This is a genomic window from Micromonospora sp. NPDC023869 (assembly GCF_055559695.1).
In genome coordinates this window covers 1,063,284-1,075,701 of the sequence record NZ_JBVHKD010000001.1, presented here as the reverse complement: position 1 = coordinate 1,075,701, position 12,418 = coordinate 1,063,284, and the positions used below count along the sequence as shown (strand labels likewise).

Below are 12,418 nucleotides of genomic sequence, written 5' to 3'. Positions count from 1 at the left end.
ATCCACAGCCACTCTGCGTATCTGCCCAGCTCAACGCGATCCGCCTACTCCCCCGCACCGAGCACGGATGTTAGGAAGGGACCCTTCCTATACACGAGGCGTTAGTAGGGGACCCCTCCTTACACCCGAAGGGATACCTTGCGGGGATGGATCTGGCGTACCTGCGGGCGCATCCGGAGCAGTTGCCGACCTTCCTGACCCATCAACGGATCCGGGAGACGCCGGTGAGCGGCGGCGACATCTGCGCCGCCAGCCGGCTGACGCTGGACGACGGGCACTCGGTGTTCGCCAAGACCTGGCCGGAGCACGCCGACCGGCAGGTGCCGGACGACTTCTTCGCCACCGAGGCGGCCGGGCTGCGCTGGTTACGGGAGGCCGGCGCCGTCGCCGTACCGGAGGTGCTGGTGGCGCTGCCCGACCTGCTCGCGCTGGAGTGGGTGCAGCCGGGTGAGCCCCAGCGGGCGGCGGCCGACCGCTTCGGGCGTGAGCTGGCCGAGATGCACCGGGCCGGAGCGTCCGCCTTCGGGGCACGCTGGCCGGGCTTCATCGGCGCGCTGCCGGCGGACAACACCCCGCACGACGGTCCCTGGCCGGTCTGGTTCGCGCAGGCCCGGATCGTGCCCTACCTGCGTCGCTCGGTCGACGGAGGTGCGCTGGACGCCACCGCCGCCGCGCTCGTCGAGCAGGTCGTGACCCGGATCGACGAGTTCGGCGGTGACGAGCCGCCCGCCCGCATCCACGGCGACCTCTGGCCCGGCAACCTTCTCTGGGGCGCCGACGACCGGGTCTGGCTGGTCGACCCGGCCGCGCACGGTGGGCACCGGGAGACCGACCTCGCGCAGCTAGCGCTCTTCGGCGGGGCACCGTACGGGGACCGGATCCTAGCCGCGTACGACGAGACCTGGCCGTTGGCCGACGGCTGGCGGCACCGGGTGCCGCTGCACCAGTTGCACCTGTTGCTGGTGCACACCGCCCTGTTCGGCAGCGGGTACCGGGATTCGGTCGTGCACGCCGCCCGGGCGGCCCTGAGCGGGGCCGAGCGCGCTACGGTCGACGGGTGACCGTCGCCCCGCCGACCGCCGGCGCCCTTGTCGACCGGTACGGCCGCGTCGCCCGGGACCTGCGGGTCTCGCTGACCGACAAGTGCAACCTGCGCTGTACGTACTGCATGCCCGCCGAGGGACTGCCCTGGCTGGCCGGGCCGCAGCTGCTCACCGACGACGAGGTGGTCCGGCTGATCCGGGTGGCGGTGTGCCGGCTCGGCGTGACCGAGGTCCGGTTCACCGGCGGCGAACCGCTGATCCGCCCGGGTCTCGTGGGCATCGTCGCGGCCGCCGCCGCACTCGACCCGCGTCCCCGGCTCTCGCTGACCACGAACGGCATCGGGCTGCACCGGCTGGCTCCGGCGTTGCGCGAGGCCGGGCTGGACCGGGTGAACGTCTCGCTGGACACGCTGGACCGTGAACGCTTCACCCGGCTCACCCGACGTGACCGGCTCTCCGACGTGCTGGCCGGTCTGGCCGGTGCCGCCGACGCCGGGCTGACCCCGGTCAAGGTCAACGCGGTGCTGATGCGGGGCGTCAACGACGACGAGGCACCAGCACTGCTCCGCTTCGCCCTCGACCACGGCTACGAGCTGCGGTTCATCGAGCAGATGCCGCTGGACGCCCAGCACGGTTGGGACCGTGCCGCCATGGTCACCGCCGAGGAGATCCTGACGACGCTGCGCTCGGCGTACGCGCTGAGCCCGGACCCGACCGCGCGCGGCACCGCGCCCGCCGAGACCTGGCTGGTCGACGGCGGCCCGGCGCGGGTCGGCGTGATCGGCACGGTGACCCGGCCCTTCTGCGGAGACTGCGACCGGACCCGGCTCACCGCCGACGGCCAGATCCGCAACTGCCTGTTCGCCACCGAGGAGTCGAACCTGCGCGACGCGTTGCGGGCCGGGGCCGACGACGACGAGGTGGCCCGCCGCTGGACGGCCGCCACCTGGGGCAAGCGGGCCGGGCACGGGATCGACGACCCGACTTTCCTGCAACCGACCCGGCCGATGTCGGCCATCGGAGGGTGACCGTGGCGACCGTGACCGTCCGCTACTTCGCCGGGGCCCGGGCCGCCGCCGGTCGCGCCGAGGAGACCACCACCGCCGGGCGGTCGCTGGACGAGGTGCTGGCGGAGCTGTCCGACCGGCACGGCGCGCGGCTGGTGCCGGTGCTCAAGGTGGCGAGTTTTCTGGTCGACGGCGTCACCTGTCATGATCGGAAGCAGCCGCTGCCGGCCGGAGCGACGATCGACGTCCTGCCTCCCTTCGCCGGTGGCTGAGGGGGATCACACGTGTTCGCGGTACTCGGCTTCGTGGCCACGCTTGCCCTGATCACCGGGCTGATCCACCTCTACCTCTGGAAGCGGCTGGTCAAGGACACCACCACCGCCGGGCGCTGGCGGCGGATCGGCACGGTCACCGCGGTGGTGCTGGCGCTGCTCGTACCGGCGACCATGATCGGCACCCGGTCCGGGATGTACTGGCTCGCCTGGCCGGGCTACCTCTGGCTCGCGGTGATGTTCTACCTACTGGTGATCCTCGTCGCGCTGGAAGTGCCGATGCTGGTGACGCGGCTGGTGCTGCGCCGCCGGGCGGCGGCCGTCGCACCGGAGCCGGCCCTGGTCGGTAGCGCCACCCCGGCGGACCCGCCGGGCACCGACGACGCCGAGGCGAGCACTCCGGCAGCCGACCAGGCGGGTGACCCGCCGGCCGCCGGCGCGGTCGGCCCGGACCACGACCCGTCCCGCCGGCTGCTACTCGCCCGTGGCGCGGCGATCTTCGCCGGGCTCACCGCCACCGGCCTGGTCGGGTACGGGGTGCGGACCGCGATGGGCCCGCCCCGACTGGACCGGGTGCAGATCCCGCTGGCGAAGCTGCCGCGCAGCATGGATGGCCTGCGCATCGCCACCGTCTCCGACATCCACATCGGGCCGCTGACCGGGCGGGCGCACACCGAGCGGATCGTCGCCGCGATCAACCGCCTGGACGCCGACATCGTCGCCGTGGTCGGTGACCTGGTCGACGGCACGGTGGCCGAGCTGGGCGACGACGCGGCCCCGCTGCGCGACCTGCGGGCCCGGCACGGCAGCTACTTCGTCACCGGCAACCACGAGTACTACTCCGGCGTCGAGGAGTGGGTGGCCGAGGTCGACCGGCTCGGGCTGCGGGTGCTGCAGAACCAGCGGTTGGAGATCGCCGCCCGGGGTGGCGTGCTCGACCTGGCCGGCGTCAACGACGTCAGCGCCGTGGGCACCGGTGTCTCCGCCCCGCCCGACTACGCGGCCACGCTCGCCGACCGGGACCCGTCCCGGCCGGTGGTGCTCCTCGCCCACCAGCCGGTGGCCGCGATGGAGGCCGCGAAGTACGGCGTCGACCTGCAACTGTCCGGTCACACCCACGGTGGTCAGATCGTGCCGTTCAACCTGCTGGTCAAGCTGGAGCAGCCGGTGGTCTCCGGCCTGGGCGAGGTGGACGGGACCAAGGTCTACGTGACCAACGGGGCCGGCTTCTGGGGCCCACCGGTGCGGGTGGGCGCGGAGCCTCAGGTCACTCTCGTGGAACTGCGTTCGGCATAGCGAACCTCACGCCCGAGCGTGGCGGCGCGCATGGGCATGGCCGGTCGTGGCAGGATGCGGCGTGCCTCCGTTCAACGCCGTACCCCCCGGTGGCCGCCCGCCCTTCGTCGCGGATCTGCACATCCACTCGAAATACTCGCGGGCCTGCAGCCGTGACCTGACCCTGCCGAACCTCGGCTGGTGGGCGAAACGCAAGGGCATCGCGGTGCTCGGCACCGGTGATTTCACCCACCCCGCCTGGTACGACCACCTCCGGGAGACCCTGCGTCCCGCCGAGCCCGGTCTGTACCGATTGTCCGACGAGACCGAGCGGGACATCGCCCGCCGGTTGCCGCCCCGGCTCTCCAGTCACGCCGAGAGCGACCCGGTCCGGTTCATGCTCAGCGTGGAGATCTCGACGATCTACAAGCGGGACGACCGGACCCGCAAGGTCCACCACCTGATCTATCTGCCGGACCTGGACTCGGTGGGCCGCTTCAACACCGCGTTGGGCCGGATCGGCAATCTCGGGTCCGACGGTCGCCCGATCCTCGGCCTGGACTCCCGCGACCTGCTGGAGATCACGCTGGAGGCGAGCCCGGACGGCTACCTGGTGCCGGCGCACATCTGGACGCCGTGGTTCTCCGCGCTGGGCTCGAAGTCCGGCTTCGACGCGATCGCCGACTGCTACGCCGACCTGGCCGAACACATCTTCGCGGTGGAGACCGGCCTCTCCTCGGACCCGGCGATGAACTGGCGGGTCGGCAGCCTGGACGCCTACCGGCTGGTGTCCAACTCGGACGCTCACTCGCCGCCCGCGTTGGCCCGGGAGGCGACCGTCTTCGCCTCGGAACGGGACTACTTCGGCATCCGGGAGGCGCTGCGGACCGGCGACGGGCTCGCCGGCACGATCGAGTTCTTCCCCGAGGAGGGCAAGTACCACGCGGACGGCCACCGGCTGTGCGGGGTGAACTGGGCGCCGGAGCGGACCAGGGCGGCCGGCGGACGCTGCCCGGAGTGCGGCAAGTCGCTCACGGTGGGCGTGCTGAGCCGGGTCGAGGACCTGGCCGACCGGCCCGAGGGGTACCGGCCGGAGCACGCGCCCGAGGTGACCCACCTGATCCAGCTCGCCGAGATCCTCGGCGAGATCAACAAGGTCGGCCCGCGTTCCAAGAAGGTCGAGGGCAAGCTCACCGACCTGGTCGCCGCGCTCGGCTCCGAACTGGACATCCTGACGCGTACCCCGTTGGACGACATCGGGCGGGTCGGCGGCGAACTGCTCGCGGAGGGCATCGGCCGACTGCGCCGCGACGAGGTCCGCCGGGTGCCCGGCTACGACGGCGAGTACGGCGTGATCACCCTCTTCGAGCCGACCGAACTGGGTGCCGGCGCGGCCTCGGGCGGGCAGGAGACGCTGTTCGACGTACCGGTGCAGGTGCCCGTGCAGCGGCGACCGGCCGAGTCGAGCGGCTCGGAGACGAAGGCGAAGCGGCCGACGGCCAAGGCGGAACCGAAACGCAAGGCGGGTCCCGTGCCGGCCCCGGCACCGCCGATCGCGCCGGCACCCTCCCCGCACGAGCCGTTCGAGCCGATGCTCGCCGGCATGGAGGAGGTGGGCAGCGGGCTGCTCGACCGGCTCGACGCCATGCAGCGGGTGGCCGCCTCGGCACCCGGCGGTCCGCTGCTGATCGTCGCCGGACCGGGCACCGGCAAGACCCGTACGCTGACCCACCGGATCGCGTACCTCTGCGCGGAGCTGAACGTCTTCCCCGAGCGGTGCCTGGCGATCACCTTCACCCGACGCGCCGCCGAGGAGCTGCGGCACCGACTCGACGGGCTGCTCGGACCGGTCGCCGAGGACGTCACCGTGGGCACGTTCCACTCGCTCGGACTGACCATCCTGCGGGAGAACGCGGCCACCGCCGGTCTGCCGGACGACTTCCGGATCGCCGACGACGCCGACCGGACGGCGGCCCGCGCGGAGGCCGGGGACGATCCGGCGCGGTACACGTCGCTGCTGCGCAAGCAGGGCATGGTCGACCTGGACGATCTGCTCACCCTGCCGGTGGCGCTGCTGCGCGACGACCGCAGGCTGGTCGAGCGCTACCGGGACCGCTGGCAGTGGATCTTCGTCGACGAGTACCAGGACGTCGACCCCGTGCAGTACGACCTGCTGCGTCTGCTGAGCCCCGCCGACGGCAACCTCTGCGCGATCGGTGACCCGGACCAGGCGATCTACTCGTTCCGGGGCGCCGACGTCGGATACTTCCTGCGCTTCTCCCAGGACTTCACCGACGCCCGCCTGGTCCGGCTGAACCGCAACTACCGGTCCTCCGCGCCGATCCTGGCTGCCGCCGTGCAGGCCATCGCGCCGTCGTCGCTGGTCCGGGGACGCCGACTGGACCCGGCCCGGCTCGACCCGGAGGCCCCGCTGGTCGGACGGTACGCCGCGGCGTCCGTCGCCGACGAGGCCGACTTCGTGGTACGCACCGTCGACGAGCTGGTCGGCGGGCTGTCCCACCGGTCGCTGGACTCCGGGCGCATCGACGGTCGGTCGAGCACGCTGTCCTTCTCCGACATCGCGGTGCTCTATCGCACCGACTCGCAGGCCGCGCCGATCGTGGACGCCCTGGCCCGGGCCAACGTCCCGGTGCAGAAACGATCGCACGACCGGCTGCGGGACCGGCCCGGCGTGATGGCCATCGCCCGCGAGCTGCGGCACGTCACCGGCGTCGACGGCACACTGCCCGCCCGGGTACGCCTCGCCGGCCAGTCGCTCGCGGAACGCTTCGCCACCCCCACCCTCGACGGCTCGCACGGGGTCCGGCCGGAGGACGTGCGGACCGCGGTCGACCTGCTGACGCCGCTGGCCCGCCGCTGCGGTGACGACCTGGAGATGTTCCTGTCCCAGCTCGCCACCGGGGCGGAGGTGGACGCGCTCGACCCCCGTGCCGAGGCGGTCACCCTGCTGACCCTGCACGCCGCCAAGGGCCTGGAGTTCCCGGTGGTCTTCCTGGTCGGTGCCGAGGACGGACTGCTGCCGTTGCGCTGGCCGGGCACCACCCCGGACGACGAGGCGATCGCCGAGGAACGACGGTTGTTCTTCGTCGGGCTGACCCGGGCACAGGACCGGCTCTACGTCAGCCACGCGGCACGTCGGGTCCGGCACGGGTCGGAACGCGACTGCCGACCGTCTCCGTTCCTCGACGTGATCGACGCCGGCCTCTTCGAACGACTCGGCGACGCCGCCGGACCTCGTCGACCTAAGGACCATCAGCTCCGGCTCATCTGAGCGTCCGCCGACCCGCCCCGCCCTCGGCAGGGCGGGTGGGGCGGGGGCCGCAGTGACCGGTCCGTGATCGCGTAGGGACGATCAGTGAGACGGTCACACGCTACGGTGACGTGGGCGACGACCGGCTGCGGCCCACCGATTCCACCCACGGCTTCAGGAGTGCGTGCATGGCGAACTACGGACCACCGGCGGGCGGCGGTCCTTCGCCGTGGCACGAGCCGGGCCATGATGAGGGGTACGGCTCCGATCGTCGACCGCCCGACCGCCACCGCCCCTATAACGCGGCGTCACCACCCGACGACGGCCGGCCTCCCTACCGCGACGGACAGGGCCACGGCGGCCAGCCCTACGGCGCTCAGCCCTATGGCGGTCAGGGATATGGCGGTCAGGGCTACGGCGACGGGCGGTCCCACGGCGGGCAGCCCTACGGCAGCATCGGGCAGGGCCATGGCGGTGGCGAGTCCTACGGTGGCGGCTACGGTCCGGGGACGAGCGGGCCGCAGTACCCGGGCAGTGGACACGAGGCGGGCCACGGATCCGACTCGCAGGACACCGCGACGTACCCGGCCTATCAGGACGGCACGGCGGAGACCGCGTACGCCGGACAGCCGCCGCCGGAGCGCGGGCGCGGTCGGGGCCGGATCTTCGCGGTGCTGGCGACGGTGTTGGTGCTCGTGCTCGGCGGCGCGACCGCGTTCTACCTCATCGGACAGAACGACGAGACGCCGACGCCGGTGGCCGCTCCCACGCCCGAGGAGGCACCGGTGACCCCGGCCGGGCCGGACGACGAGGGCGAGGAGCCGGCCAGCTCTCCGTCGGACGCCTCGTCCACCGATCCTCGGTTCGTCGAGCCGGGCCAGTGCGTGCGCAACGAGGGCCCCGCCGGTGGCAAACCCAAGCTGGTGATCAGCGAGTGCGCGCCGAAGTCGTACGAGGTGCTGCGCCGCTTCGACGGCAAGACCAGCGGGGAGCGGGACGCCGAGGCGAAGTGTGCGCCGGTCGACGGCTACACCAACTGGTACTTCTACGACAGCGAGCTGGACTCGCTCGACTTCGTGCTCTGCCTCAAGCAGCGCGGCTGACCTCAGGCCCGCTGCCGACGATCGGTAAAACTAGTGCTGTCTAGCGTCCACGCTAGACAGCACTAGTTTTGGCTCGACCGGCAACACGCCGGTAGCCCCGTCTATCCATGTCTAGCCTCCCGCCTAGACGGCCCGATACTGTGCGATTCGTGGATCCGGTCCGCAACCCGTACGCCCCGGGCGCTGGTCAGCGCCCGCCCGAACTGGCCGGGCGGGGGCGGGAGCTGGACGTCTTCGACATCGTGCTGGAACGCATCGCCCGGGGACGTCCGGAGCGGAGTCTGATGCTCACCGGGTTGCGGGGCGTCGGCAAGACCGTGCTGCTGAACACGCTGCGCTCGCAGGCGATCAACAGTCTCTGGGGCAGCGGCAAGATCGAGGCCCGCCCGGACCAGTCGCTACGCCGGCCGATCGCCGCCGCCCTGCACATGGCCGTCCGGGAACTGGCCCCACGGCATCGCGCACCGGACCGAATCGACGCGTTCCTCGGAGTACTCAAAGCCTTCGCCCAACGGGGTGCCCCGACCGGTCGCGCCGGTGCCGCCAAGCTGCGCGACCGGTGGCAGCCCGGCATCGACGTACCGGCGGCCACCGGTCGGGCCGACTCCGGCGACATCGAGATCGACCTGGTCGAGCTGCTCACCGACGCCGCCTCGGTGGCCAGCGACGTCGGCACCGGCGTCGCCGTCTTCATCGACGAGATGCAGGACCTCGGGCCGGAGGATGTCTCCGCACTCTGCGCGGCCTGCCACGAACTTTCCCAACTCGGCGCACCGCTGATCGTGGTCGGTGCCGGTCTGCCGCACCTGCCGGCGGTGCTGAGCGCCGCGAAGTCGTACTCCGAGCGGCTGTTCCGCTACCAACGCATCGACCGGCTCGACCGCATCGCCGCCGACCAGGCACTCTGCGCACCGGCCGAGCGGGAGGACGTGGAGTACGAGCCGAAGGCGCTCGACCTGCTCTACGAGAAGTCCGGCGGGTACCCGTACTTCGTCCAGGCGTACGGGAAGGCGACCTGGGACCATGCCCCCCGGTCACCGATCACCGCCGCCGACGTACGGGTGGCCGCCCCGGAGGCCGAGGCCGAGCTGGCGGTGGGTTTCTTCGGTTCGCGTTTCGAGCGGGCCACTCCCGCCGAACGCGAGTACATGCGGGCGATGGCGACGCTCTCCCTGGTCGAGGGGGCAGCCGACGGAGGCGGCCGGGACGACATGGACGCCGCGGTGCCGACCGCCGAGATCGCCCGTGCTCTCGGCCGCAAGCCCGCCAGCCTCTCCCCGGCCCGCGACGCCCTGATCAAGAAGGGCTTGATCTACTCCGGGGAACGCGGCACGGTCGCCTTCACCGTCCCGCACTTCGGTCGCTACCTGCGCACCCAACCCGCCTGACCCGACCTGCCAACCTCGCCGCGAGATCACGCTCGATCCGGTATCGAGTGGTCTCGGGGCGAGGGTGACACCACTCGATTCCGCATCGAGCACGACCACAACTCCATAATCGCGGAGGCAGGTGAGGTGGGGCGGGTCAGACCTTGGACCACGGGGGCGGGAAGACGACCTCACCCCGTGGGGCGGCCGGCTCGCCCGAGGTCGTCGGAGGGAGGACCAGGGCCTGCCATGGCTCGCCCAGACCGGACCAGGGACTGGTCAGGCCCATCCGGTCGGCTCGGCTGAAGCCGAAGCGCCGATAGTACGCGGGGTCGCCGAGCACCACGATCAGCCGCTCGCCGAGTTCCGTGGCCGCCTCCAGGGCGGCCTGCACCACCGCGCCACCGAGCCCGATCCGTTGCCGGTGTGGTGCCACCGCCACCGGCCCGAGCACCAGCGCCGGGGCGTTGACCCCGTCCGCGCAGACCCGAACCCGGGTCAGCAAGGCGTAGCCGACGATCTCACCGCCGTACTCGGCGACCATCGCCAGGTTCGGGAGCCACGCGTCGCCGGCCCGCAGTTCGTCGACGAGGCGTACCTCCGGCGGGGTGGTCACGTCGGGGCGGGCGAAGGCGGCGGCCAGTACCCGGCGGACCGCGCCGGTGTCTGCCGGGTCCTCGGGTCGGAGCCGCAGCGTCGTCACGCGGGGAGGTTACCGCGCGTGACGCATCCATCAGTGACGGTCGCTGGAATCGGCGTGGCGTGTCGCCACTCGGGCCATCCGGCCCACCCGATCGATCGAGATGGGCCGTTGCGGGGCATGTCGAGGTCACGGACGGGGTATGACTGTTCCATGACGCCCGTACGATCCCTCGCCCGCGCCATGTTGAGCGGCATCTTCGTGGTCAGCGGCGCCCGCAACTTCACCAGCCCCGAACGTCTGGTGCCGGCGGCGCAGCCGGTCACCGACCGGGTGGCGCCGCTGCTGCAACGGGCGGACGCCCGCATTCCCACCGACACGGTGAGCCTGATCCGCGCCAACGCAGCCGTCCAGTTCGGCGCAGGGCTGATGTTGGCCACCGGGAGGTTCACCCGGCCGGCGGCGCTGGTGTTGGCCGGCACCTTGGTGCCGGTCACCCTCGCCGGGCATCCCTTCTGGCGTAACGACGACCCGGCGGCGCGGAACAACAACCAGATTCACTTCCTGAAGAACCTCGGTCTCCTCGGTGGGCTGTTGCTCGCCGCGGCGGACACCGAGGGGAAGCCGGGGCTGCGGTGGCGGGCCGGTCACCGGATCGGCCACTCCCGACGGTCGGTACGACGTGCCGTCCGGACCGCACGTCGCGAAGCCCGGATCGCCGTCCGCTCGGCGGCAACCGCGCGCCGGATCCCCGGCTGAGTCTCGTCACCCCTCGCTGACCTGCGTTTATCCCACCCCCAGTCTGGCTAAGGCCGCGAATCACCTGAACCGCCCGGTAGGCGTTAACGCGGTGGAAATGTCAAAAGATGGTGTGGGATCGGACACGGTCGCATAACGCGGGAGGCACTGACGTGAGGCGCCGTTCTAGGCTCCCTACCGGACCTGGACGGGTAGGACGACCTTGGTACGGGGGTGGCCGAGCCATGCCGACGAGCGTCGGTAGAAGGCTGGACCGCCTCGCCGCAGTCCGTCGCGTAACGCGTGGGATCGATCGTAGGACAGTCGTACGGGCCGGCATCGTCGCCGCCGTCGCCTATGCCGCATGGCTTGCCATCGGCGCTTTCGGGCGTCCGTACAACTTCTTCGACATGAAGATCTATCACGGCGCGGTGGTCTGGTGGGCGAGCGGTCACGAGCTGTACGAGTTCGTCGCGCCCGACACCACACTGGGTTTCACCTACCCACCCTTCGCCGGGCTGGCGATGCTGCCCATGGCGCACCTGCCGGTGGCTGTGGCGGGGCTGGTGAACGCGCTGGTCAGCATCGCCGCGCTGGCCGTGGTGCTGGCCGCCCTGCTGCGGCCGATCGTGGACCGGCTGGGCTGGCCACTGTGGTACACGGTGGCCATCGCCACGCCGGTCGCGCTCGCCATCGAGCCGACCCGCGAGACCCTCGGCTACGGGCAGGTCAACCTGTTGCTGTTCGCCCTGATCATGGCCGATCTGGTGGCGCTGCGCTGGCGGTCCCGGCGCGGCACGCACCAGGCGGACAGCGACGGGCCCCTGCTGCGGTTCGTCTACGGTGGCGCCTGGGCCGGCGTGGGCATCGGTCTTGCCACGGCCGTGAAGCTCACCCCGGCGTTGTTCATCTTCTACCTGATGATCACTCGCCAGTGGCGGGTGGCCGCGACCGCGATCGGCACCACCGTCGCCGTGACCATCGGCAGCTTCGGCATCGTGGGCGCCGAGTCCCGGGCCTACTTCGGCAACGTGCTGTGGCAGACCGAGCGGGTCGGCGCCGCCGACATGACGCCCAACCAGTCGCTGGCCGGTCTGCTGGCGCGGCTGTACGACTCGATCGAGACCCCCACGCTGCTCTGGCTCGCCTTCGCGGTGCTGGTGCTGGCGCTGGGCCTGTCCCGGGCCTCGCAGTCGCACGCCGACGGTGACGAGCTGACCGCCTTCACCCTGGTCGGCCTGACCGCCAACGTGATCAGCCCGATCTCCTGGACGCACCACCTCGTCTGGGTGATCCCGGCGATCATCGTGCTGGCCGACGCGGCGATCCGCCGCCACGACGCCAGCCGAGGTCCGGCTCTGCGGGCCACCTCCGGCGCGTACGGCGGTCCACCGGGTGTCTCCACGCTCCGCCCGCCGATCTGGTATCCGACGTTGACCGGGCTCCGGCACGGCATCGCCGCGCTCGGGCTCTATCTGCTCTTCCTGATCTCGCCGATCTGGCCGTACGAGCACCAGCTCCCCGAGGTCTCGCACTACGAGAACGGGCTGTTCGGGGTGCTGATGGAGAACTCGCTGGCGCTGGCCCTGATCGTGCTGGTCGCCGCTCTGCCGTGGCGTCCCGGTGCGGAACCCGCCTTCTACACCGACCGGATGGCCCGCATCGCGCTGCTGCACAGCCGGCGCTGACCGGGGCGTCGCAG

At 71.8% G+C, this 12,418-nt stretch carries 10 protein-coding genes; 9 read left to right on the top strand and 1 reads right to left on the bottom strand.

Annotated elements, in window-relative coordinates:
• Positions 1-146 precede the first annotated feature (146 nt).
• From ACZ31C_RS04620 to ACZ31C_RS04590, 7 genes are all read left to right on the top strand, one after another.
• A complete protein-coding gene (locus tag ACZ31C_RS04620) occupies positions 147-1,061 on the top strand; it encodes a fructosamine kinase family protein (RefSeq protein WP_465794157.1) in 915 nt (304 codons plus the stop codon).
• On the top strand, positions 1,058-2,071 hold the full coding sequence (gene moaA / locus ACZ31C_RS04615) for a GTP 3',8-cyclase MoaA (RefSeq protein ID WP_465794156.1): 1,014 nt from the start codon (positions 1,058-1,060) through the stop codon (positions 2,069-2,071). Before ACZ31C_RS04620 ends, moaA begins: the two co-directional genes overlap by 4 nt.
• Complete coding sequence (locus tag ACZ31C_RS04610) at positions 2,068-2,322, top strand: MoaD/ThiS family protein (protein WP_350698018.1); 255 nt, start codon at positions 2,068-2,070, stop codon at positions 2,320-2,322. Before moaA ends, ACZ31C_RS04610 begins: the two co-directional genes overlap by 4 nt.
• Before the next feature lie 12 nt (positions 2,323-2,334).
• Positions 2,335-3,618, top strand: a complete 1,284-nt coding sequence (locus ACZ31C_RS04605; protein WP_465794155.1) for a metallophosphoesterase — start codon at positions 2,335-2,337, stop codon at positions 3,616-3,618.
• A 61-nt stretch (positions 3,619-3,679) separates the two neighbouring features.
• The gene (locus tag ACZ31C_RS04600; protein WP_465794154.1) at positions 3,680-6,889 is read left to right on the top strand and encodes a UvrD-helicase domain-containing protein; all 3,210 of its coding nucleotides are present in this window, start codon (positions 3,680-3,682) and stop codon (positions 6,887-6,889) included.
• A gap of 167 nt (positions 6,890-7,056) precedes the next feature.
• Entirely contained in the window at positions 7,057-7,971 is a 915-nt protein-coding gene (locus ACZ31C_RS04595; protein ID WP_465794153.1) for an LppU/SCO3897 family protein, read from the top strand.
• A 149-nt stretch (positions 7,972-8,120) separates the two neighbouring features.
• The gene (locus ACZ31C_RS04590; protein ID WP_396743646.1) at positions 8,121-9,359 is read left to right on the top strand and encodes an AAA family ATPase; all 1,239 of its coding nucleotides are present in this window, start codon (positions 8,121-8,123) and stop codon (positions 9,357-9,359) included.
• Positions 9,360-9,495: 136 nt separating this feature from the next.
• Here ACZ31C_RS04590 and ACZ31C_RS04585 read toward each other — a convergent pair whose 3' ends face one another.
• On the bottom strand, positions 9,496-10,041 hold the full coding sequence (locus ACZ31C_RS04585) for a GNAT family N-acetyltransferase (RefSeq protein WP_465794152.1): 546 nt from the start codon (positions 10,039-10,041) through the stop codon (positions 9,496-9,498).
• Positions 10,042-10,191: 150 nt separating this feature from the next.
• Here ACZ31C_RS04585 and ACZ31C_RS04580 point away from each other — a divergent pair, with 150 nt between their 5' ends.
• Positions 10,192-10,737, top strand: a complete 546-nt coding sequence (locus ACZ31C_RS04580; RefSeq protein WP_396743652.1) for a DoxX family protein — start codon at positions 10,192-10,194, stop codon at positions 10,735-10,737.
• 224 nt (positions 10,738-10,961) lie between these two features.
• Complete coding sequence (locus tag ACZ31C_RS04575) at positions 10,962-12,404, top strand: glycosyltransferase 87 family protein (protein ID WP_465794151.1); 1,443 nt, start codon at positions 10,962-10,964, stop codon at positions 12,402-12,404.
• Positions 12,405-12,418 lie beyond the last annotated feature (14 nt).

Coding starts and splice junctions, on each gene's coding strand:
- ACZ31C_RS04620 (WP_465794157.1), top strand. CDS start 147: ATGGATCTGGCGTACCTGCGGGCGCATCCGGAGCAGTTGCCGACCTTC.
- ACZ31C_RS04580 (WP_396743652.1), top strand. CDS start 10,192: ATGACGCCCGTACGATCCCTCGCCCGCGCCATGTTGAGCGGCATCTTC.
- ACZ31C_RS04595 (WP_465794153.1), top strand. CDS start 7,057: ATGGCGAACTACGGACCACCGGCGGGCGGCGGTCCTTCGCCGTGGCAC.
- ACZ31C_RS04575 (WP_465794151.1), top strand. CDS start 10,962: ATGCCGACGAGCGTCGGTAGAAGGCTGGACCGCCTCGCCGCAGTCCGT.